19 protein-coding genes are annotated in these 23,310 nt (G+C 64.2%); 15 read left to right on the top strand and 4 right to left on the bottom strand.

Features of this window, described 5'->3' with window-relative positions; translation table 11 throughout:
- Nucleotides 1–200: 200 nt before the first annotated feature.
- The 3 genes from DM992_RS27780 (at nucleotide 201) to glyA (ending at nucleotide 3,755) form a co-directional block, all read left to right on the top strand.
- Nucleotides 201–1,448 (top strand): D-arabinono-1,4-lactone oxidase, encoded by a 1,248-nt coding sequence (locus tag DM992_RS27780; RefSeq protein WP_111019490.1) that lies wholly within the window; start codon nucleotides 201–203, stop codon nucleotides 1,446–1,448.
- 33 nt (nucleotides 1,449–1,481) lie between these two features.
- Nucleotides 1,482–2,261, top strand: coding sequence for an SDR family oxidoreductase (locus DM992_RS27785; RefSeq protein WP_111019491.1), 780 nt, complete (start codon nucleotides 1,482–1,484; stop codon nucleotides 2,259–2,261).
- Nucleotides 2,262–2,507: 246 nt separating this feature from the next.
- On the top strand, nucleotides 2,508–3,755 hold the full coding sequence (glyA, locus tag DM992_RS27790) for a serine hydroxymethyltransferase (protein WP_111019492.1): 1,248 nt from the start codon (nucleotides 2,508–2,510) through the stop codon (nucleotides 3,753–3,755).
- A gap of 126 nt (nucleotides 3,756–3,881) precedes the next feature.
- Here glyA and DM992_RS27795 read toward each other — a convergent pair whose 3' ends face one another.
- Both DM992_RS27795 and DM992_RS27800 read right to left on the bottom strand, forming a co-directional pair.
- On the bottom strand, nucleotides 3,882–5,414 hold the full coding sequence (locus DM992_RS27795) for an amino acid permease (protein WP_111019493.1): 1,533 nt from the start codon (nucleotides 5,412–5,414) through the stop codon (nucleotides 3,882–3,884).
- Nucleotides 5,415–5,824: 410 nt separating this feature from the next.
- On the bottom strand, nucleotides 5,825–6,835 hold the full coding sequence (locus DM992_RS27800) for a helix-turn-helix domain-containing protein (RefSeq protein WP_111019494.1): 1,011 nt from the start codon (nucleotides 6,833–6,835) through the stop codon (nucleotides 5,825–5,827).
- An 88-nt stretch (nucleotides 6,836–6,923) separates the two neighbouring features.
- Between DM992_RS27800 and DM992_RS27805 the strand changes: the two genes are divergently transcribed.
- Nucleotides 6,924–8,039: a DJ-1/PfpI family protein gene (locus tag DM992_RS27805; protein WP_111019495.1), complete on the top strand. Its 1,116-nt coding sequence runs from the start codon at nucleotides 6,924–6,926 to the stop codon at nucleotides 8,037–8,039.
- Between the two features lie 108 nt (nucleotides 8,040–8,147).
- Here the strand turns inward: DM992_RS27805 and DM992_RS27810 are convergent, their stop codons facing one another.
- Complete coding sequence (locus tag DM992_RS27810; RefSeq protein WP_111019496.1) at nucleotides 8,148–9,626, bottom strand: aminotransferase class V-fold PLP-dependent enzyme; 1,479 nt, start codon at nucleotides 9,624–9,626, stop codon at nucleotides 8,148–8,150.
- Between the two features lie 507 nt (nucleotides 9,627–10,133).
- On the opposite strand from DM992_RS27810, the gene DM992_RS27815 reads away from it, so the two are divergent.
- From DM992_RS27815 to DM992_RS27865, 11 genes are all read left to right on the top strand, one after another.
- Entirely contained in the window at nucleotides 10,134–11,387 is a 1,254-nt protein-coding gene (locus DM992_RS27815; RefSeq protein ID WP_111019497.1) for an MFS transporter, read from the top strand.
- 124 nt (nucleotides 11,388–11,511) lie between these two features.
- Complete coding sequence (locus tag DM992_RS27820; RefSeq protein ID WP_072438373.1) at nucleotides 11,512–12,441, top strand: LysR family transcriptional regulator; 930 nt, start codon at nucleotides 11,512–11,514, stop codon at nucleotides 12,439–12,441.
- 114 nt (nucleotides 12,442–12,555) lie between these two features.
- Nucleotides 12,556–13,050, top strand: coding sequence for a hydroxyquinol 1,2-dioxygenase (locus DM992_RS27825; protein WP_111019498.1), 495 nt, complete (start codon nucleotides 12,556–12,558; stop codon nucleotides 13,048–13,050).
- Between the two features lie 42 nt (nucleotides 13,051–13,092).
- The gene (locus tag DM992_RS27830) at nucleotides 13,093–14,112 is read left to right on the top strand and encodes a hydroxyquinol 1,2-dioxygenase (protein WP_072438378.1); all 1,020 of its coding nucleotides are present in this window, start codon (nucleotides 13,093–13,095) and stop codon (nucleotides 14,110–14,112) included.
- Between the two features lie 44 nt (nucleotides 14,113–14,156).
- The gene (locus tag DM992_RS27835; protein WP_111019499.1) at nucleotides 14,157–15,623 is read left to right on the top strand and encodes an aldehyde dehydrogenase family protein; all 1,467 of its coding nucleotides are present in this window, start codon (nucleotides 14,157–14,159) and stop codon (nucleotides 15,621–15,623) included.
- Between the two features lie 7 nt (nucleotides 15,624–15,630).
- Nucleotides 15,631–16,698 carry a maleylacetate reductase gene (locus DM992_RS27840; RefSeq protein WP_111019500.1) on the top strand — a complete coding sequence of 356 codons (1,068 nt, stop codon included), beginning with the start codon at nucleotides 15,631–15,633 and terminating at the stop codon, nucleotides 16,696–16,698.
- Nucleotides 16,699–16,726: 28 nt separating this feature from the next.
- Nucleotides 16,727–17,599, top strand: a complete 873-nt coding sequence (locus DM992_RS27845) for an intradiol ring-cleavage dioxygenase (protein WP_111020429.1) — start codon at nucleotides 16,727–16,729, stop codon at nucleotides 17,597–17,599.
- A 4-nt stretch (nucleotides 17,600–17,603) separates the two neighbouring features.
- Nucleotides 17,604–17,915 carry a YciI family protein gene (locus DM992_RS27850; protein WP_111019501.1) on the top strand — a complete coding sequence of 104 codons (312 nt, stop codon included), beginning with the start codon at nucleotides 17,604–17,606 and terminating at the stop codon, nucleotides 17,913–17,915.
- Between the two features lie 3 nt (nucleotides 17,916–17,918).
- Complete coding sequence (locus DM992_RS27855) at nucleotides 17,919–18,254, top strand: Rieske 2Fe-2S domain-containing protein (protein WP_111019502.1); 336 nt, start codon at nucleotides 17,919–17,921, stop codon at nucleotides 18,252–18,254.
- A gap of 188 nt (nucleotides 18,255–18,442) precedes the next feature.
- Nucleotides 18,443–19,531 (top strand): porin, encoded by a 1,089-nt coding sequence (locus tag DM992_RS27860; protein ID WP_111019503.1) that lies wholly within the window; start codon nucleotides 18,443–18,445, stop codon nucleotides 19,529–19,531.
- A 272-nt stretch (nucleotides 19,532–19,803) separates the two neighbouring features.
- Complete coding sequence (locus DM992_RS27865; RefSeq protein ID WP_111020430.1) at nucleotides 19,804–20,616, top strand: hypothetical protein; 813 nt, start codon at nucleotides 19,804–19,806, stop codon at nucleotides 20,614–20,616.
- Nucleotides 20,617–20,900: 284 nt separating this feature from the next.
- Here the strand turns inward: DM992_RS27865 and DM992_RS27870 are convergent, their stop codons facing one another.
- Nucleotides 20,901–23,150, bottom strand: a complete 2,250-nt coding sequence (locus tag DM992_RS27870; RefSeq protein ID WP_239511446.1) for a heavy metal translocating P-type ATPase — start codon at nucleotides 23,148–23,150, stop codon at nucleotides 20,901–20,903.
- Nucleotides 23,151–23,310 lie beyond the last annotated feature (160 nt).

A 23,310-nucleotide genomic window follows, 5' to 3' on the forward strand; every position in this document is an offset into this window, starting at 1 on the left:
AATGGGCGGGCCGGGTCGAATCATTGTAGCCGGTCGATAAGCCGGTCAAAAAGCCCCGGTCCGGCGCAGCCTCGTGGAAACCCTCGCTTGCCGAAATCCGATAGTGAAAAGCGTTTCGGCGGCCTACCTTTGGCACGAATGCGACGCAGTGGCCGAGCCATCCCGACAACGCACCGCGGTGCCTATCTGGAGCAACGTTGATGGAACTTCCTCGTGGCGGATTCTGGAGAAACTGGGTGGGCAATCAGTCGTGCGTGGCTGCGCACATGGCGTCGCCGACCAGCGAGGCCGAGATTGCGGAACTGGTGCGCACCGCGACGCGCCAGGGCAAGCACGTCCGATGCTCGGGGTCGGGGCACTCGTTCACGCCGGTCGTGGCGACGAGCGGCCTGCTGCTGTCGCTCCAGGACTACCAGGGCATCGTCGATGTCGACGAAGCGCGCAAGCGCGTGACGGTGAAGGCCGGCACCAGGCTCAATGCGGTGACGCGTCGGCTGAAGGAACTCGGCCTGTCGCTCGTCAACCAGGGCGACATCGATTCGCAGGCGATTGCCGGCGCATTCGCCACCGGCACGCACGGCACGGGGGCGACGCTGAGCAACCTGTCGTCGCAGGTGGTCGGGATGCGCATCGTGCGTCCCGACGGCTCGATCATGGAAGTGAGCGACCGGAAGGACCTCGACCTGCTCCATGCGACCCAGGTGAATATCGGCATGTTCGGCGTGGTCTCGGAGATGACGCTGCAGGTGACCGAGGCATTCTGGCTGCACGACCGTGTCTGGCGCGAGGACTTCGAAGCGCTGATGGAGCAATACGACGACCTGGCGGCGCAGCATCGTCATTTCGGCTTCTTCTGGTGTCCGACGTCCGAAAGCCGCCACCTGTACTGCCTGCCCGACACCGCCGGGGTGTCGAATTCGAAGAAAGACTACGACGTATGCGAGATCAAGGTGATGGATATCACCGCGGAGCGCACGTTCCATGAAGGCGAGCACGAGAAGATCGCATACAGCTCAGAGGTGTATGCGATCCACTACGTGCCGAACTTCCACGAACTCGAGTACGCGGTGCCTGCGCAACATGGCAAGGAAGCGCTGCGCCGCGTCCGCGACCTCATTCTGACGAAACACCGCGACTGCATTTTCCCGGTCGAATACCGCTTCACGAAGGGCGATCCGGCGTGGATCAGCCCGTTCAACCACCAGGACAGCGTCACCATTTCATGCTCGGGCGGCCCGAACGGCGTCGACTACTGGCCGTTCCTGAAGGATGTCGACGACATCCTGCGCGACTACGACTCGCGTCCGCACTGGGGCAAGCTGCACTTCACGAACCGCGAAGACGTGGATCGCTGGTTTCCCAAGGCCGAAGCATTCCGCGCACTGCGCCGCAGCGTGGACCCCGAAGGCTACTTCCTCAACGATCATCTTCGGACGCTATTTAGTTGAGCAGGCCGAACGAACCAGACAGGAGAACGATGAATGAATGCAAGGATTGACGGCCGCCTGGCCGGCAAGGTCGCCATCGTGAGCGGCGGCGCCGGCGGATGCGGCGGGGCTGCGTCCGAACTGTTCGCCGCACAGGGCGCGAAGGTCGCGATCGTCGACCGGGACGGCGACGCCGCCGAAACGCTTGCGTCCAGGCTGCGCGATGCCGGCCTGCAGGCGATCGGCCTCGGCGCCGACGTGTCGAAACAGGCGGAGGTCCGGCAGGCCGTCGACGCGGCGCGGGAGCAATACGGCAATGCGGACATCCTGTTCAATCACGCCGGGACGCTGATCGTCAAACCGTTCCTCGACATCGAAGAGTCGGAATGGGACTGGCTGATGGGCGTGAACGTCAAGAGCATGTTCCTGATGACGAAGGCGGTACTGCCGCAGATGCTCGAGAAGGGGCGCGGCAGCATCGTGTGCACGTCGTCGATTTCCGCGGTATGCGCGACGCCGGGCGAGGTGCTGTACGACGCGACCAAGGGGGCGTGCCATATGTTCGCGCGGGCCATCGCGGTCGAGTACCGCGACCGAGGGATTCGCTGCAACGCGCTGGCGCCGGGGTTCATCCGCACGCCGCACGGGATGCGCGAACTCAGGGACCTGCAGGCGATGGGCGTCGACGCGACCGAAGCGGCGATCGCGATTCAGCAGGGCCGGTTGTGCGAGCCGTCGGAAGTCGCGGCGGCCGCGCTGTTCCTGGCGTCCGACGAGTCGAGTTTCGTCAACGGCACCCATCTGTTCGTCGACAACTGTTTCTCCGCCGTCTGATGCCGATGCTCGCAAGAAGCTGAAGGGCAGGCGCCACGTCTGCACGGTCGGCGAACCGGGTCGAAGGTTCCGCAGCAATGCGAACCTTCGATTTTTTTTGCGTACGCGTTGCGCAGTGTGTTCTGGCGGATTGTCGCAATCCTTCTATCTGAACGGTGGCGCGTCTGATGGAATGCGAAGGCTGAATTGCCGTTCGGCCGGCATCTCGCGATCAGTCAGTCAATCACTTTCTTTTGGTCAATCATCATGTTCAATCGCAGTACCGGCACCGTCGCGAACGTCGATCCCGAAGTCTTTGCAGCGATCGAGCATGAAAACCGCCGGCAGGAAGATCACATCGAGCTGATCGCGTCGGAAAACTACACGAGCCCGGCCGTGATGGCCGCGCAGGGCTCGCAGCTCACGAACAAGTACGCGGAAGGTTATCCGGGCAAGCGCTACTACGGCGGCTGCGAGTACGTGGACGTGGTCGAGCAGCTGGCGATCGACCGCGTGAAGCAGCTGTTCGGCGCGGAAGCCGCGAACGTGCAGCCGAACTCGGGTTCGCAGGCGAACCAGGGGGTGTTCTTCGCGATGCTCAAGCCGGGCGATACGATCATGGGCATGAGCCTGGCGCACGGCGGCCACCTGACGCACGGCTCGCCGGTGAACATGTCGGGCAAGTGGTTCAACGTCGTGAGCTACGGCCTGAACGAGAACGAAGACATCGACTACGAAGCGGCCGAGAAGCTTGCGCAGGAACACAAGCCGAAGCTGATCGTCGCGGGCGCGTCGGCGTTCTCGCTGAAGATCGATTTCGAACGTCTGGCGAAGATCGCGAAGTCGGTCGGCGCGTACCTGATGGTCGACATGGCGCACTACGCGGGCCTGATCGCGGCCGGCGTGTACCCGAACCCGGTGCCGCACGCGGATTTCGTGACGACGACGACGCACAAGAGCCTGCGCGGCCCGCGCGGCGGCGTGATCCTGATGAAGTCCGAGTACGAGAAGCCGATCAACTCGGCGATCTTCCCGGGGATCCAGGGCGGCCCGCTGATGCACGTGATCGCGGCGAAGGCGGTGGCGTTCAAGGAAGCGCTGTCGCCGGAGTTCAAGGCGTACCAGGAAAAGGTGGTCGAGAACGCGCGCGTGCTGGCTGAAACGCTGGTGAAGCGCGGGCTGCGGATCGTGTCGGGCCGTACGGAAAGCCACGTGATGCTGGTCGACCTGCGCGCGAAGAACATCACGGGCAAGGCGGCGGAAGCGGCGCTGGGTGCGGCGCACATCACGGTGAACAAGAACGCGATCCCGAACGATCCGGAAAAGCCGTTCGTGACGAGCGGCGTGCGCCTGGGTTCGCCGGCGATGACGACGCGCGGTTTCGGGCCGGCGGAAGCGGAGCAGGTGGGCAACCTGATCGCCGACGTGCTGGAGAACCCGGAAGATGCGGCGACGATCGAGCGCGTGCGTGCGCAAGTCGCGGAGCTGACGCGTCGATTCCCCGTCTACGGCTGACGTTCGCGAGGTTCGACCACCGCAACGCGGCCGGACCTCGTCATTCCATATCGACGTCGAAAAAAGAAAATCGACTCGCGGCGTGACACCTGCGAGTCGGCGGCTTCAGCCTGTTTCAAAGGCGCTTCAGACCGACGGATCGACGTTCGCCTCGAGTTCGCGGATGCGCTCGAGGCTTCGCGTGTCCTTCAGCACCGGCGGCCCCGCGAAGGTGTTGCGCACCCCGAAGCCGTACCAGATCACCATGAGCACCGCCACGAAGCCGACCAGCACGTAGAGCACCTTTTCATTCGGCGGCTGGATGCCGACATATGCGAGCACGCAGGCGCCGACCAGCGCGAGCAACGCACACGGTTTGGACCAGATGCCCAGTTGAAACGGGCCCTTCTCGGTCCACGTGCGGCCTTCTGCCAGCATTCCCGAGCCGATCGGCATCGCATACGAGATGAACAGGAATACGGCGCTTCCTGCACTCAGCACCGAGAACGCGTCGCCGTACAACGTGACGACGATCGCGAGCACCGCGCACGTCCAGATCGCGGGCCCGGGTGTCCGGTGCGTGTGATTCACGCTGCGCAGCAGCGTCGACGCCGGCAGCCCGCCGTCGCGTGCGAACGCATACACCATCCGCGACGTCGACATGATCGCGGCGAGCCCGCATACGTAGTTGATGAAGAACATCGCGAGTTCGAGGCAGACGCGCAAGGTCTTCGGAATCGGCGCGAGTATCGCTTCGAAAAAGCCGGTGCCCTGTTTCATGCTGGCGGTCAGGTCGGGCATCACCAGCACGAACGCGCACACCATCACGTAGCCGAAGATCGCCGACCAGAACACCGACCCGATGATGCCGCGCGGCACGTTTCTGGCCGCATCGTGCGTCTCTTCCGACGTATGCGCGGAAGCGTCGAATCCGGTGATGGTGTAGGTCACCAGCAGCAGGCCGGACAGGAACGCGAGCGGCGTGGCCTGCTTCGGCCACGCCCCGCCGTCGACACCGGTGAAATTCGTGAAGGTGACCAGCCGTTGCGCATCGAACGCGACAGGCGTGTAGTAGAGCAGCGAAACGACCAGCGCAATCGTCACCACGAAAATCAGATAGCCCGACAGGTCGGTGATCCTGCTTGCGATCCTGATGCCGCGTGCGTTCAGGATGGCTTGCGAAATCGTGACGAATGCGATGAACGCCGTTTGATGCCACCAGGTCAGGCTGTCCGGACTGACGCCGAACATCGGCGCGATCAGCGTCTTGAAGAACGGATCGTAGGTGCCGAAATTGATCGCGGCGATCACGAAGACGAGGCCGATCAGGTTGAGCCACGCCGTCATCCACCCCCATTTCTTCCCGCCGAGGATCGCGCCCCAGTGATAGAGGCCGCCCGCTGTTGGAAACGCGGATGCAATCTGCGACATCGACACGGCAACGATCAGCGCGAAGAGCGAACCCAACGGCCAGCCCAGGCCGATCGATGCGCCGCCGGTGGCGGAAAACGCGAGCTGAAACGCGGTAATGCCGCCCGACAGGATGCAGATCACCGAAAACGACACGGCGAAGTTCGAGAAGCCGCTCATACGTCTCGACAGTTCCTGCGCGTAGCCCATCTTGTGCAGGAGGCTTACGTCACTGTCGGTGCCTGAATCAGGCGCGAGTTTTGCATCCATGTTCGCTCCGTCACGAATGTCCTGCGTGGCAGGACTATCATCGCCGCCCGGGCCATGTGCGACGGCCCGCTCCTGGAATTCGTCGGCGGCACGCGATGCCGCGGCTGAACGGCAATCGCTTTCCGGTCCGATGCGTGAACGGTATGAAACCAAATCTCCCGGCAATATCGGATTTCGGCAACGTAGTGAAAATCCGGATGCCTGCACTGTTTGAGGGCGTGCCTGCCAGTTTTATTGTCCTGAATGCCGGATGAATCGGGGATGACCCATATTCGCCGAAACGCGGCAGTCGCTTAAAAGCGACCTCCTGGAGTGGCGTCAATCTGTACACCGGCCGGAATCACGGCCGGTGTCGTCGGAACGCCGGGCATCGTGGCTCGATTGCTACGGATGCCGAAACCGGTGACGACTTATTCTGCCTGCCGCGTGTCGCGTCGCTGCCCGAAGCGCGCACGATAGTCGCGCGGCGATGTACCGACCCGCTTCGCGAATGCCCGCTGCAACGCGTCCACGCTGCCGAATCCCGAACGTTCCGCTATCCGTTCGAGTGGCCAGTCGGCTCGCTCCAGCAACGCCTTCGCGCGCTCGACCCGCGCTGCCAGCACGTATTGCGCGGGCGAGAGTCCGGTCTCCTTGAAGAAATTGCGCGCAAACGTCCGTTCGCTCATGTGCACGCGGGCGGCCAGCGCGGTTACGCCAAGATCGCCGGTCGGATCGTCGGCGATGTCGGCGAGCAGCGAGCGCATGCGCGGCGTCGCGCTTGCCTGGATGTCGAGCCCGACGCTGAACTGCGCTTGTCCGCCGGGACGGTGCATGAACAGCACGAGTTCGCGTGCGACCGCGAGCGCGGTCGGCGCACCGCAGTCCGCCTCGACGAGTGCAAGACACAGGTCGATGCCGGCCGTCACGCCGGCCGAGGTATGGAACGGCGGGTCGCTCACGTAGATCGCGTCCGGCTCGACCCGCGCTTCGGGACACAGTGCCTGTAGCGCCGAACATTGGTTCCAGTGCGTGGTCGCACGTTTGCCGTCCAGCCATCCGCCCGCGGCGAGCACGAACGCGCCCGTGCAGATGCTCGCGATGCGCCGCGTGTCCGCGATCCGCGTGCGCAGCCACGGCAGCACGCCGGCATCCGATGCAGCGCGTCGCAGCGCCGCTTCGTTGCCGCCGGCGACGATGATCGTGTCGATACGCCCGGGCAGTGCCGCAAGTGCGGTCGGACCGGCGAGGCGCAGGCCCGCGTGCGTGACGATGTCGTCCCCGTCTTGCGATGCGAGCGTGAGCCGGTACGGCACCGCGTGGCCGGGAAGGTAACGGTTCGCGACCGCGAACACTTCCATCGGGCCCGTGATATCGAGCGACTGGACGCCTTCGAAGCCGACGACAACGATGTCGCGTGCCGAACAGGTTGATTGGGACATGGCAGAAAGTGCGGTGGAGTTGTCCTTGTGACCGCGAGCATGATCCTTGTAATTTCCCGGACGTGCAATCGATTGACGCGGGTGGGTGATGCGGGAACGGAAGACAAGCTGGGCGGCGCGCCCGACGGCGGTGCTGCTCGTGTGCGGGATGCTTGGCGCGTGGGCATTGGGGCGGCCGATGAAGACGATGGCGGAGGACATGCTGCCGGGCGTACAAACGCTGACGATGAGTGCGCCGAAGGAGGGCCGCAGGCGGCCGCTCGTTGCGATCGTCGCGGACAACGCCGGAACGGAGACGACCGATTTCATCGTGCCTTATGCGATTCTGAAGACGTCTGGTGCGGCCGATGTCGTTGCCGTGTCGGCCGACGAAGGCGCTGTCGAACTGATGCCCGCGCTGCGCATGCTGGCCGACACCACGTTCGACCGGTTCGACGCCACCGTCCCCTCCGGTGCGGATGTCGTGATCGTGCCCGCGCTGCATCGTGCCGACCGGCCGGCGGTGCTGGCGTGGCTGCGCAAGCAGGCCGCCGCCGGCGCGACGATGGTGGCGATCTGCGACGGCGCAGAGGCTCTCGCGAACGCCGGCCTGCTGCGGCATCGCACCGCGACGTCTCACTGGTATTCACGCGACCGCCTGCGTCGCCGTTTCGCCGATACGATGTGGGTCGACGATCGTCGTTATGTGATGGACGGCACCGTAATGACGACGACCGGCGTGTCGGCGTCGATTCCCGCTTCGCTTGCGTTGGTGAGTGCGCTGCTCGGGCCGGCAGCGGCGCGCGAGACTGCGCGGAACCTCGGCGCGCAAGCATGGAGCGATGTTCACGACGGTAGCCGGTTCGTGTTGACCGCGCGCGCGGTGACGACCGCGCTGATGAACCGCGTGGCGTTCTGGCGGCATGAAACGTTCGATCTTCCGGTCGGGAACGGGTTTGACGAACTTTCGGTTGCGTTGACCGCCGACGCCTGGGCGCGGACATGGCGCAGCGATGTTGTCGTGACGGCGGATGCGCGCGTGATCGAGTCGAAGCACGGGCTGCGGTTGCTGACGCAGCCGGCGAATGTCCGGCAAGAGCGCATTACGATTCCGGACGATCGGCGTGGCGAAGCGGTGCTTCCCGGCACCCTCGCGGACATCGCGGCACGCTACGGTGACGCGACGTCAGGCTGGGTCGCGCTGCAACTGGAGTATCCGAGGTAGCTGCTGCTGCGCGCGGTGTCGGGCGCCACTACCCGGCGACGTATCAACGCATCGGCTTCCGTTGCGTGCGAAGACGGGTGGTGCGGCGTGTTCGGGCCGTGTTCCGCGTCAGGCCGTACGCCGGCTCGACAAACGATTCCACAGCATGCCGGAGCGGCTCCCGCTTCGGCAATACGCGAGCACCGGCTTCTGCAGCGAATCGACCAACGCACCGAACGCATCGACTTCCGCGTCGCCGATGCGATCGCGCTCGACCGGCAGATAGCGCGCTTCGAGGCCCAGTTCGCGGGCTGCCGCAGCGATCTCGTCGAACGCAGGCTGATCGTCGCCCTCGCCGTCCGGACGGTTGCAGATGACCGAGCGGAAGCCTGCATTCCGGATCGCTTTCAGGTCGGCCGGCGTGATCTGCCGCGAAGCGGAAAACCCGTTCGCAGCCGTCGCGCGACATTGCTCGAGCGCTTTCCGGAAACAGGCGATCGCGAAATCGACGTCCTGCTCCGTCGTAAAGCGACCGAAGCTCACGCGCACGGTGCGGCCGGCCGTCTCCGCATCGAGGCCGATCGCGGTCAGCACGTGCGAGGGTGCGCCGCTGGTCGAGTTGCATGCGGATGTAGACGACACGGCGAGCGCTTCGCCGAGCATGAACGGGAAAAAGCCGGGCGCATTCACCGTCAGGCTCAGCGTGTGCGGGATGCGGCGTGCGGCAGCGGCGTTCTGCGTGACGTCGCCGAGCGCGCGCAGCGCGTCCGTCAGGCGTGCGCCGAGCGCCGCGATCCGCGCGGCTTCGCCGTCGAGTTTTTCAGCGGCCAGTTCGCACGCGACGCCCATGCCGACGATCTGATGCGTCGCAAGCGTGCCCGAACGCAATCCGCGCTCGTGTCCGCCGCCGTGAATCTGCGGAGCGATCCGGTCCGCGATGTCGCGGCGCACGAACAGCGCGCCGATGCCCTTGGGGCCGTAAACCTTGTGCGCGGACATCGACATCATGTCGATGCCGAGCGCACGCACGTCGATCGGCGTCTTGCCGAGCGCTTGCGCGGCGTCGACGTGGAGCAGTGCGCCGGCGGCATGCACGATGCGCGCGATCGCGGCGATGTCGGTCAGCGTGCCGAGCTCGTTGTTCACGAGCATCAGCGACACGAGGCCGGTATCGGGGCCGATCGCCGCGGCGACCGCGTCGGCGGTGATTTCGCCGTCGCGCGTGGGCGTCAGGAAGGTGACCGACATCCCGCGCTTCGACAGGTTCGCCATCGTGTCGAGAATGGCCTTGTGCTCGAGGCGGCTCGTGATCAGGCGGCGCTTGTCGGTCGCGGTTTCCGCATAACCCTTCAGTGCGAGGTTGTTCGATTCGGTGGCACCCGACGTCCAGACGATCTCGTCGGCATCCGCGCCGATCAGCGCGGCGACTTGCGCGCGTGCGCGCTCGACCTGCTCCCGCGCCAGCCGGCCGGCGGCATGCGAACTCGACGCGGGATTGCCGAAGATGCCGTCGAAGCCGAGGCAGGCCGTCATCGCTTCGATCACGCGGGGATCCGCGGGCGTCGTTGCCGCGTAGTCGAGATAGTGCAGCGTGGTGGTATCGCTCATGTCCTTCTCTTGCTCGTTCTCTTTCGGAATGGGAGAAATGATACGGGGGACAGGAGGGAAAAAGAATCCAAAATTGCTTGGGAAACCCTCTCGATATGGAATGACGTTTTCTTCCGGAGTGGAATGGGGGAATTGATTTCTTGGTGGCGCGGGCCGGGCCGCTCGCGGCTGCCTCGATGTCTATGAGGGATTCCCCCCGTGTCGCACGCGTCAGCGCCATTCCAGCGCTGCGGCGATTCGCCCGATGCTTTCCCGCAGATGCTTCCCGAGCGACGTTGCCGATTATTTGCAATTCGCGAATGGCGCGTTCGCCGGTTGTTCCATACCCGATCCGCGGCCTTGCACCTATCGTGGTGGCGTCGGCTGGCTGGATTCGATGCGTCGAACCGGAAAGGCGGCCGGCACTTCGTCGCGATTCACGTCGCACACCACACGAAAAACATCGGACCTGGCTCATGCGCAGGCGCTGAGGCGTGCGCAGGCGAACCAGCGTCCCCGGAGACAGAAATGAAAGCAAACGAGTGGGATACCTCCTATGAGTGGAAGGCGGTGACGCTGCTGGCGCTCGGCTTCGGGCTGGTCGGCCTCGACCGCTGGCTCATCGCGCCGCTGTTCCCTTCGATCATGAAGGACCTCAACCTGACCGCGCAGGACGTCGGCAACTGCATCGGCGTGCTCGGCCTGTCGTGGGGCGTCTTCGCGGCGCTGATGGGCGGCATCTCGGACAAGGTCGGCCGCAGGAAGGTGCTCATTCCGGCCATCATCGCGTTCTCGCTGCTGTCGGGCTTTTCGGGGCTCGCGGGCGGCCTGCTCGGGCTGATGGCGATTCGCGGGCTGATGGGCGTCGCGGAGGGTTCGTTCTGCCCGACGAGTTTCGCGGCGACGGCCGACGCATCGCATCCGCGGCGGCGCGGCCTGAACCTCGGCCTGCAGCAAAGCGGCTTCGCGCTGTTCGGCCTGGCGCTTTCGCCGATCATTGCCACGCAGCTGCTCGGCTTCGTGTCGTGGCGCTGGGTCTTTGCGCTGGTGGCGATTCCCGGCCTGGTCCTCGGCGCGATCATGTTCTTCGTCATCCGTGAGCCGAAGGTCGTGAAGGAGGTCGCGTCGGAACACGCGCCGGCTTCGCTCGGCCACGTGCTCAAGAGCCGCAACATCCTCGTCGCGATGGCCGCACTGTGCTGCGCGATGACCGGCGTCTTCGTGCTCGGCGCGCTGCTGCCGCTGTACTTGACAGATTACCTGTCGCTCGGCACGCAGAAGATGGGCCTCGTGGTGTCGGCGATCGGCTTCGGCGGCTTTCTCGGGCAGTTCGGTTTGCCCGGCCTCTCCGACCTGGTCGGCCGCCGCTTCGCGAGTATCGTCGGCTTCGCGGGAACGGCCGTGATGCTCTATATCTTCCGCGGCCTCGGCCCGCAGCCGTTCGTGCTGTTCGGGGTCCTGTTCGTCGCGTCGTTCTTCACGCTCGGGCTGGTGTCGCTGCTGTCCGGCCCGGTCGCCACCGAGGCTGCGCCCGTCGGCCTCGTGTCGACGTCGATCGGCGTGGTGGTTGGCGTCGGCGAGATCTTCGGCGGCGGCATCGCGCCGGCGATGGGCGGCTACGTCGCTGCACACTTCGGCATCCAGAACATTATGTGGTTGCCGATGTGCGCGGTCATGCTGGGCATCGTGGTCAGCATGCTGTTGAAGGAAACCGCGCCTGCCGTGCTGCAGCGTCGCGTGGTCGTGCAACCGGAGCTCGCAGCGGGAAAGCAGCCGAGGTAATGCCTGAGCCGGCGCGCTCCGCGATTGACATCGATTCGGCGACACAGTGACGCTTTTCGCATGACACAGCCCGTTGCCCGGTGCAGGTAGACTGCCGGTTTCGCGGTCGAAAAAAGGGCGCGGTATGGACCGGTTCCTGAGCATCGAGGCATTCGTAAGAGTCGCGGAGGCGAGCAGCTTCGCCGAGGCCGCGCGCCAGCTTGGTGTGACGAGTTCGGTCGTGACGAATCGCATCCAGCAACTGGAGAAGTTCGTCAATGCGCCGCTGTTCCATCGCAGCACGCGCCACGTGCGCTTGTCCGAAGTGGGCGAGGCGTTCTATCGCGAGTGCGCGGAGGTGGTGGGGCGCGTCAACGAGTTGACGGACCAGATGCGCGAGCTTCGCGCGACGCCGACCGGGCGGCTTCGCATCCAGATGCTGCCCGGTTTCGCACTCGATCACTTCGGCGCGCCGCTGGTCGAATTCAATCGGCGCTACCCGGGCATCCAGCTCGACGTCATCGTCAATGACCGCGTCGTCGACCCTGTCGAAGAAGGGTTCGACATCGCGTTCCAGATCTTTCCGCCGATTTCCGAATCGCTGATCGAGCGGCGGCTGTTCACGGTCAGGCGTCTCTTTTGCGCGTCGCCCGCTTACCTCGAAGCGCATGGTGCGCCACAACATCCGCGCGATTTGCTGCAGCACACCACCGCGCTGTACTCGGGTTATCCGTCGCGCAACCGCTGGACGATGACGCGCGACGACGAGGTCGTCGAAATGGAGCTGCCGGGCATGATTCGCTCGAACTCCGTTCACCTGCTGCGCGAGTGCGCGCTGACAGGCGGCGGCGTCGTTTGCCTGCCGACGCTCGTGGCAAGCGACGCGCTCGTCGCGGGCCGGCTGGTGCCGATCCTGACCGACTACCAGCTCGCGCCGCTGAGCTTTGCCGCCGTCTATCCAGCAACGCAGCGACAGGCGTTGAAGGTGAAGGCATTGGTTGAATTCCTCGCCGAATATATCGGCGACGAGCCCCCGTGGGATCTTCCGCTTCTGGAGCGTGGCTGGGTGCGGTGACCCGCGCGATTATTCGCGAAACGCAAATGCCGTAATCGCCATCCGTTGCCTTGTTGCTGTTGTCCGTTGCCCCTAGAGTTGAATCCAACAAGCAGTTCAACTCAGGAGACAGCAATGACCGACACGGCATTCCACACCGTCTTTGGCTCGCTCGACAGCTACAGGAAGGGCGAGATCGAAATCACCAGCGGCAGCGCCCAGCACTATGCCTTCTCGAACGTCTTCGAGGTGGCATCGAAGTCGGCCCCTTACGAAAAGGTCGTCGCCGGCAAGAATCTCGAATACGTGATCGAAGTGCTGAGGACCGAAGGCCAGTCGCCCTGGTTCGCGTGCGCGCATGACGAATTCACGATCCAGATGGACGGCGAAGTCCGGATCGAATTCATCAAGCTCGACACGCCGCCGACCTCGGGCCGCGGCACCGTCAGCGCCGGCGCGCAACCGGCGGGCCGCAAGATGGGGTACGTCGTCCTGCGCAAGGGGCATCAGGCGCTGCTGCCGGCCGGCTGCGCGTATCGCTTCGTCGCCGGCAAGCCCGGCGTCGCGCTCGTACAGACCATCATCGGCGAGCTGTCCGTCGAGAAGTGGGCCGAGATCTGCCTGCACTGACCGTTCCGACCGCACATATTCGACAATCCCAGGAGACAAGTTATGGCCACCCTCGAGACTCTCGACCCTTCCGCGGGCTTTGCAGCCGATCTGGTGCGAGCCACCGAAGCCGATGCCGTCACCGGCTACCGCTGCTTCCAGCTCGGCGAGTTCGCGTTCCAGCGCGATGAGTATTTCGTGAAGATCAGCTGGCCCGCGAAAGGCCAGACGCGCACGCATGCGATGCCGGCCGACGCATTCCTGCGCGCGATGATGCGCGACGTGGCGTGGGGCTTCTTCTACGGCTGGGTGAATTTCGATCACGTGTTCGGCACGCGCAATCACTACGGCAAGGTGGACATGTATGCGGGCACCTTCAACGGCATCCTGAAAGATGCCGGGGTCGACTACACCGAGACCTTCGAAACGCCGACGATCATGGCGACCTTCAAGGCGATGCTGCACGACTGGACGAACGAAGGATTCGATCCGTTCGCGGCGCCCGAGGAAACGGGCACGGCATTCGGGCGCAAGCACGGTGACAACGGTTCGGCCATCGAGCGCACGCGGATCGCGACGCGCCGCATGCCGGGTCTCGAAGGCGATTCGCCGCTGCGCGACGAACTGCCGGTCAACCGCGCGTTTCTCGACGTCGCGCAGGACGAGCCGGAAGTGCATGTCGAGCCGGGCTTCGAAGGCGAGCTGCACGCGTTCAACCTGTTCAAGTACCTGTCGCGCTCGGACGTGACGTGGAATCCGTCGGTCACGTCGGTGTGCGGGCGCAGCCTGTTCTGCCCGACCACCGAGGAATTCATCCTGCCGGTCTTCCACGGCAACGATCGCGTCGAATGGTTCCTGCAACTGTCCGACGAAATCGTGTGGGACATCGGCGACAAGAACACCGGCGCACCGCGGGCACGCGTCACGATGCGCGCCGGCGACATTTGTGCGATGCCCGCCGACATCCGGCATCAGGGCTACTCGACGAAGCGTTCGATGCTGCTGGTCTGGGAAAACGCGACGCCGGACCTGCCGCAACGCTACGAGAGCGGCGAGCTCGCGCCGTATCCGATCGCGTTCTGAGCAGCGCTTCAGCTTTCGCTTCAGCAATATACCGAGGACGATTCATGCAAACCCAACTCTTCATCGACGGGCGCTTCGTTGACGCCGTCGACCGCGACACGATCGACGTGCTGAACCCTCACGACGGCTCCGTCATCACGAAGATCGCGGCGGCCACCGCGGCGGACGTGGATCTGGCCGTCGAAGCGGCGACCCGCGCGTTCCCGAAATGGTCGGCCATGCCGGCAGCCGAACGCGGCCGGCTGCTGTTGCGTCTCGCCGACGCGATCGAGGCCAACGCCGAGGAGCTGGCACAGCTCGAATCGCTCGACACCGGCCACCCGATTCGCGATTCGCGCGCGCTCGACGTGCCGCGCACGGCCGCCTGCTTCCGCTACTTCGGCGGCATGGCCGACAAGCTGCAGGGTTCGGTGATTCCCGTCGAAACCGGCTTCCTGAACTATGTGCAGCGCGCGCCGATCGGCGTCGTCGGCCAGATCGTGCCGTGGAATTTCCCGCTGATGTTCACGAGCTGGAAGATGGGCCCGGCGCTGGCCGCCGGCAACACGGTGGTGCTCAAGCCGTCCGAAATCACGCCGCTGTCGACGTTGCGCATCGTCGAACTGATGGCCGAGGTCGGGTTTCCCGCGGGCGTCGTCAATATCGTTCCCGGCTACGGGCATACGGCCGGCCAGCGGCTCGCCGAGCACCCGGGCGTCGGCAAGATCGCGTTCACGGGTTCGACGGCAACCGGCCGCCGGATCGTCGACGCGTCGCAGGGCAACCTGAAGCGCGTTCAACTGGAGCTGGGCGGCAAGGGCGCCAATATCGTCTTCGACGATGCCGACCTCGACGCAGCGATCAACGGCGCCGCATGGGCGATCTTTCACAACCAGGGGCAGGCGTGTATCGCGGGTTCGCGTCTCGTGCTGCACGAACGCATCGCGGACGCGTTCCTCGAGCGGTTCGTTGCGCTCGCATCGTCGATCCGGATCGGCAACCCGCTCGACGCCGATACCGAGATGGGGCCGCTGACGTCGAAGCAGCACCTCGAGCGCGTGCTGTCGTTCGTCGACGTTGCGCGCGAGCAGGGCGGCCGCGTGCTCACCGGCGGCAGCGCGCCGCAAGATCCGGCGCTGGCCGATGGCTACTATGTGCGCCCCACGGTCATCGAAGCGAAGAGCGCGACCGACCGCATCGCGCAGGAGGAAGTGTTCGGTCCGTTCGTCACGGTGCTGCGCTTCGGCAGCGACGACGAAGCGCTTGCCATCGCCAACGCGACGGAATACGGACTGGGCAGCGGCCTCTGGACCCAAAACCTCTCGCGCGCCCACAAGATGGCGTCGCAGATCAACGCGGGCATGTGCTGGATCAACTGCTACAAGCGCGTCAATCCGGGCAGCCCGTTCGGTGGCGTGGGCAAGTCGGGCTACGGCCGCGAGATGGGCTTCGAGGCCATGCACGACTACACTGAAGCTCGGTCGGTTTGGGTCAATGTCGACGGCAACGTGCCGCCGCACTTCAAGCGCTGAGGTTTTCATGGAACGTTTCGTCTATCAAGGCACGCCTTCCCGCGTGGTGTTCGAATGGGGTGCGCTCGCCAGGCTGCCGGACGAGCTGTCGACGCTCGGCGCGCAGCGCGCGCTTATCCTGTCCACGCCCGAGCAGCGGCCGCTCGCGGACCGCGTGAAGGAGGTGCTGGGCGAGCGTGCCGCCGGCGTATGCGCACAGGCGGTCATGCACGTTCCGGTCGAAGTCGCGCGTGCCGCGCGCGAGATGGCCGCCGAGCTGGGCGCGGACTGCTGCATCGCGATCGGCGGCGGCTCCACGATCGGGTTGGGCAAGGCCATTGCGCTCGAATCGTCGCTGCCGATCCTGGCCGTGCCGACGACTTACGCCGGCTCGGAGATGACGCCGATCTACGGGCTCACGGAAGGCCGGCTGAAGCGCACCGGGCGCGATGCACGCGTGCTGCCGCGTACCGTGCTCTACGACCCGTCGTTGACGTTGTCGCTGCCGCCGGGCATTTCGGCGGCGTCCGGTGTCAACGCGATGGCGCATGCGGTCGAGGCGCTCTATGCGGAAGACGCGAACCCGGTGATCAGCCTGATGGCCGAAGAATCGATTCGCGCGCTCGGCGAAGCATTGCCCGTCGTGGTGCGTGATCCGGAAGACCGGGAGATGCGCAGCCGCGCACTGTATGGCGCGTGGCTCGCGGGAACCTGCCTCGGCGCGGTCGGCATGGCGCTGCATCACAAGCTTTGCCACACGCTCGGCGGCACCTTCAACCTGCCGCACGCGCAGACGCACGCGGCCATGCTGCCGCATACCGCGCACTACAACCATGCCGCCGCGCCCGGTGCGCTGCGCCGCGTCGCGCGAGCGTTGGGCGGGAGCGATGCGGCTGACGCCGGCCCGCTGCTGTTCAGGCTGAACGAGCGGCTCGGCATCGCGCCGGCGCTTGCCGACATCGGGATGCCGCAGGAAGGCCTCGACGAAGCGGCCGATCTCGCATGCCGGAATCCGTATGCGAATCCGCGGCCGATCGAACGCGCGGCGATTCGCGCACTGCTTCAGGATGCGTGGGAAGGGCGCGCGCCGCATTGAACGGTCCGACGCGCAAACGGAGACAGACATGACGAATGATCACGACGACGGCGACACGCGATTGACCGAGCAGGTCGTCGCCAGCTTCGACGGCACGCCGAACCCGCGCCTGCGCGTGCTGATGCAGAGCCTCGTGCGGCATCTTCATGGATTCGTACGCGAAACGGAACTGACGGAAGCCGAGTGGATGGCGGCGATCCGCTTCCTGACCGAGACGGGGCAGATGTGCGACGACGTGGTGCGCCAGGAGTTCATCCTGTTGTCGGACACGCTCGGCGTCTCGATGCTCGTCGATGCGATCAACCATCGCTTCGCAACCGGCGCAACGGAGACGACGGTATTCGGCCCGTTCTACATCAAGGGGATGCCCGAGCGTGCGTATGGCGAGAACATGGCGCTCACGCCGGGCGCACCGGTCGTCGTGCGCGGCCGCGTGCTGACCACCGACGGTGTTCCTGTGAAGGACGCCGTGCTCGACGTGTGGCAGACCGCGGAAAACGGCATGTATTCCGGGCAGGACACGGCGCAGCCGCAAGGCAACCTGCGCGGCCGCTACCGGACCGATGCCGAAGGCCGTTACGCGATCACGACGATTCTGCCGGTCAGTTATCCCATTCCGACCGACGGCCCGGTCGGGAGGATGCTCGACGCCACCGGCCGCCATCCGTGGCGGCCCGCGCATCTGCACTTCATGATCGACGCGCCCGGCTTCCGTACGCTCGTCACGCATCTTTTCGACGAGGACGACCCGTACCTGAAGTCGGATGCCGTCTTCGGCGTGAAGCCGTCGCTGATGGTCGCGTATCGCCCGCGCGCCGCGCATGACGAGCTCGCCCGTCAGTTCGGCCTGAACGGCCCGTACCGCGAAGCGACGTACGACTTCGTCCTCGATCGGAGCTGATCGAATGGCGCGATTTTTCGCGGTGTTTGCGACGGACCAGCCCGGTATGCGCGAGGTGCGCGACCGCGTGCGGCCCAGTCATCGGAGCTACCTGCGCTCGGCTGCGCAGCACGGCGTGTATGTGCGGCTCGGCGGCCCGACGCTGGACCCGCAGGGCGGCGCGATGAACGGAACGCTGCTCGTCGTGGAGGCCGACGACATCCATGCGGTGATGCAATTCGTCGGAAACGATCCGTATGTGAAGGAGGGGTTGTTCTCGCGTGTGGAAGTACGCCCTTGGGACTGGAGCCTCGGAAACCCCGAGCAGAGAGTGTGAATCATGGCCGCAACGCAACTCTGCCGCTTTTCCGATGTGCCTGATGGCGGCGCGCGGGTAGTCGGCGAAGCGTGCATCGGACGTCCCGTCATCGTGGTGCGGCGCGGCGAGCAGGTGTGGGCGTATGTGAATCGATGCCCGCATTTCTCGGTACCGCTCGATTTTGTGCCGGGCAATGTTTCCTGCTACCGGTCGCAGGTGTTGATGTGTGCGCATCACAGTGCGCTGTTCCGGTTCGATGACGGCGTTTGTATCGACGGACCGTGCTCAGGGGCGGCGTTGGAAGCCGTGGCTGTCGAGGTGGATGCTACCGCATGGGTGGTCTGTCGAGGCGCTTGATTCGAGTGTTCTGACCGGGACGGGGGCAATCAATGTGGTGTTTCCCATATTAATAACTCAGTAAAACTAATTATATTTCTGAATCGTTATATCTGCCGGAATGAAGGCGTTGTTGTACGAAGCATTGAACGAGTGCCCGCCACGTAGCGGGTAGCAGGCTCGCATTTCCACAAAAAGACGGAGACAGAATGAAAATCGGGTTTGGAGCAGTGGCGATTCTTGCCGTAGCGCAGGGCGCATGGGCGCAGAGCAGCGTCACGATGTTCGGTCTTATCGACAGCGGCATCACGTATGTCAGCAACGAGGGCGGCGGAAAGAACGTCAAATTCGACGACGGCATATTCGCGCCCAACCTCTTCGGCCTCCGTGGTACAGAAGACCTCGGCGGCGGGTATCACGCCACGTTCGCGCTAGTGAACCAGTTTTCGATGGCGAACGGCGCCATCATCGGGTCCGGAATTTTCGGACGCAACGCATACGTGGGCCTCGAGAGCGACCGGTTCGGCAGCATCACGCTGGGCAATCAGTACGACTTCATGGTGGATTCCCTCTTTTCCAAGGGGAATGCGATTGCGAGGGACGTTAATGGGCTATACGGTTTCCGGAATGGCCCGTTTCAGCGTCTCGCGCTGCCGGGCAACCCGACCGGTGCTTTCGATTGGGACCGCACGGCAGGCAGCAAGCCGATCGCGAATTCCGTCAAATACAGTTCGCCGACGGTTGCGGGTTTGTCTGGGGGCGTGATGTATGCGTTCGGCGGTGTGGTCGGCTCGATCGGCGCGGACAATGCGGTCAGCGCCGGGTTGAACTATGAGGTGGGGGCTTTCGGTGTGGGCGCGGCCTATACGAACGAGAAGTACGGCCCGGCGCCGGGCGTGCCGTCGACCAGCGTGCGCAACTGGGGCGTCGGGATGCATTACGACTTTGGCGTCGTTACCGCGAGTGCGCTGGTGACCACCGTGCGGAATTCGTTCAACGATGCCGCGGTGTGGATGGCCGAAGGCGGCGGCGTATGGCGGGTCAGGCCGGATGTCGTCCTGGGCGCGAAATACATGTACATGAAGGGCAATGAAGCGGTGAACAACAACCATGCTCATCAGCTCAGCGTGGCGCTTCAATACCTGTTGTCGAAACGGACGATGGTTTATGTTTCGGCTGATTATCAGCGGGCGAATAGTGGCGCGAATGCGCAGGTCAATGGGGTGCTGGATCCGAATGGGGCGTCGAGTTCGACTAGTCAGGCGGTGGCTCGGGTGGGGGTGCATACGGTGTTTTGATGGGGCGACGGGCGGAACTTGCATCAAGGTCCGCCCGGCACCGGACGAGTCGCGCGGCGACATGCCGACATGCGCGCCGCCGCTCGCTGCCGGTCGGTTGTTGTCGCCCGGGCAACACGGTAGTGTGCACGTTGACCTGCTGCCGGGCCGACAATGAGCCTACGATGAGGCGCGCCGGCCATCGGTGAATTTCAAACAGGGGATGCGTTGCCGATGATTCCACCCTATAGTGCTCGTCGTTGACCGATCGGCAAGAAAATCAGGAGCTCGTCGTGTTTCACCGGAAATCCAAGTTGGGTCGTTCGAACTTCGTGTGCGTCGTCGCCCTGACGATGATGCTGGCGCCAGTCGCGGCGCATGCAGAGGTGGAGGCTGTCGACGGCACGACGCGCATCGCATCCGCTGTCAATCACGACACATCGCCCGCACGACCGATTGTCGGCGACGACCCGGTTGCAATTCGGGATGTCCTGAAGAAGCAGCACATCAGCACCATCCCACCTTCGTTGAGCGACCGGGTTCGCGGCCTGGTCTCCAGCGCTGCCGACCGGCATGGCCCGAATCCCGATCTGGCGGCCGTCGATCTGGATCGTGACGTGACGTTCGTGGTGCCGGTGCGGTACGGGCTGAGGTACCGGTCACAGCGGCACCTACTGACGCTGGACGTCGACCTGTTCGACGCAGAGCGCGACGACCGGACGGGCATCCTGCTCAGAAAGGTCACGACTGGGCCACGAGGGCGAGGGCTCGTGATTGCACCCGAAGCGAAGGCAAAAGGGTATATCCAGCAGGTCGACATCATCGAACTCGAGTCCGGGAAAGGCAAAATGTCCACGGTTCGTAGTCGCATGCGGCTTTCGCCCGCCATGTACGCCCAAACGCATGGCGACTTCGCACTCGCTTTTTCCGGACGCCTGATTCGGCCTTACCTGACCGAACAAATCGAGCATGTCGATCCGAGCATTGACGAGCCGACGGACATTACGACCAGGATCTCCAGGTTGCACATGGATATCAATGGCATCTGGCTGGTGAGTCCGTCGAGCGGTGTCGTGCTGTCGAAGAAGCTGCGTCTGTCGAAGTAGCGTTTTTCCTGTACGGGGCGATGAGCTCGACCGGCTTCCGGAGTGCACGCATGTCCCGTGCTTCGACGCCGATCCTCTGCACGAGTGCGTGCGACAGCGGTGTAGTCGGCGTCCGGTCGGAACAATACAGCCGTGCGCGAAATGCACCAATGTTCCGGTATGGCGCTGTCGCGGGGCGTTGCGTCGCTGAGCCGCATGGATGTGGACCACGCCCACCCGAGGCCTTTCCCACTGCGGCGGAAGTTGTACGGTCGTTATGCAATCGCCGCAAGCTGCGTGACAAGCTAAATCTTCGCGTTGCGCAGTCGCAGCGCGTTCGAAATGACCGAAGCGGAGCTTAGACTCATTGCAAGTGCGGCAATCATCGGCGAGAGCAGCAAACCGGTGAATGGATAAAGCACCCCAGCCGCCAGCGGAACGCCAAGTGCGTTGTATACGAACGCGAAGCCAAGATTTTGCTTCATGTTTGCGACCGTAGCCACGGACAGCTCCCGGGCACGGGCGATGCCGCGCAAGTCGCCCTTGACAAGCGTCACCTGAGCGCTGCTCATTGCCACATCCGTGCCTGTTCCCATGGCTACGCCGACATCGGCCTTGGCAAGCGCGGGGGCGTCGTTGATGCCGTCTCCAGCCATCGCCACGACATGGCGGGCTTGCTGAAGCCTTGTCACCAGATTGAGCTTGTCGGCAGGCTTCACCTCGCCATGGAATTCGTCGACGCCGAGCTTCTCGGCCACGGCCTTGGCAGTGATCACGCCATCGCCGGTCGCCATCACGACTCGAATACCGTTCTCCTTCAATGTCGAAAGCGCTTCCGGCGTCGTCGCCTTTATCGGGTCAGCGACTGCCAGCAGTCCGGCTAAGCCGCCATCGACTGCCAAGTACATGACACTGGCGCCTTGCGCGCGCATGCCGTCCGCCTCCTTGGCAAGCGATTCGACGGAGACTGCGTCAGTCTGCATCAGCGCGGCGTTGCCAAGCGCGAGTTTCCTGCCGGCGACCAGTCCTCGCACGCCAATACCCGTGGCGGATTCAAAATTTTCCGTGCGGTCCAAAGTGAGCTTCTTCTCGCGGGCAGCCGCAACGATGGCTGCAGCAAGCGGATGCTCACTACCTTGGTCGAGACTCGCCGCCAGACGAAGCACTTCGTCGGTCGTGTATCCGTCTGTGCCCACGGCTTGCTCGAACGCTGGGCGCCCCTCGGTCAGCGTCCCCGTCTTGTCGACAATGAGCACATCGACCTTGCGCAGATTTTCAATCGCAGCCGCATCTCGAAAGAGAATCCCGGTCGCGGCTCCTTTGCCGCTTGCGACCATGATGGACATTGGCGTCGCAAGCCCCAGCGCGCAGGGGCACGCAATGATGAGCACCGCCACCGCATTGATGAGGCCGAACACCCAGCTGGGCTCCGGCCCAAAGATGCCCCACACGAAGAACGTCAGAAGAGCGACGCTGACGACCCCGACGACAAACACGCCGGCCACCTTGTCGGCCATACGCTGCATGGGGGCCCGAGACCGCTGCGCCTGCGCGACCATCTGCACGATTTGCGACAGGACGGTCTGCGAGCCGACCTTTTCTGAGCGGATGACGAGACTGCCTGTCGCGTTCATCGTTGCGCCAATGACGTGGTCGCCAACGCGCTTCGTGACGGGAATGGGTTCGCCAGTAATCATGGACTCGTCCAGCGAACTCGAGCCATCGGTCACCACACCGTCCGTGGGGACTTTCTCGCCCGGCCGCACGCGAAGCAGGTCTCCCACATGAACATGGGACAACGGAATGTCTTCCTCGGAACCGTCAGGGTTGATGCGTCGCGCAGTCTTGGGTGCGAGACCCAGTAGTGCCTTGATGGCGGCGGACGTTTGCGAGCGGGCCTTCAGTTCGAGCAACTGCCCGAGAAGCGTCAGCGAAATGATGACTGCCGCCGCTTCGAAATACACGCTGACTCGGCCGTGTGCGCTATACGTTTCTGGAAACACTCCGGGGAAGATGGTGGCAATGACGCTGTAGATATAGGCCGCGCCAGTCCCCAGTCCGATGAGCGTCCACATGTTAGGGCTGCGGTTCATGAATGAGCGCGCGCACCGCGCGAAAAACGGCAGGCCTGCCCACAGGATGACCGGCGTAGAGATGATGAACTCAACCCAGCTTTCGGTGCCGGCGTCCATCAATCCGAGGCGATGGCCAAACATCGCCAGGACGAAAACTACGACGGTCAGTGGCAACGTCCACCAGAATCGGCGTCGGAAATCGACCAGTTCCGGATTCTCGTCTTCGTCGACGCTGGGCAGAACCGGTTCCAGCGTCATGCCGCACTTCGGGCATTGCCCGGGATGGTCCTGGCGAATTTCCGGGTGCATCGGACACGTGTAGATGGTGCCCTCGGACGCTGCTTGTGACAGCTGAGCGGTCGAGGGCTCGGCGTATTTGGACGGTGCCGCCTGAAATTTCGCCAAGCATGCCTGGCTGCAGAACAAGTACCACTTGCCGTTGTATTCGCTACGGAAGCGTGATTCATCCGATACTTTCATTCCACAGACGGGGTCGTGATGTGAATCCCTGGTACGAACGTGCTCGCCATGCCCCTCATGATGAGCATGTGCATCGCGTCCATGCTCAGCGGAATGGACGTGCTTGTCCGCCCCATGTGCAGGATGCCCGTCCGGCGACGAGTGTTCCAGAATCCGTTGG

Source organism: Burkholderia sp. JP2-270 (genome assembly GCF_003233675.1).
GTDB lineage: Bacteria > Pseudomonadota > Gammaproteobacteria > Burkholderiales > Burkholderiaceae > Burkholderia > Burkholderia pyrrocinia_C.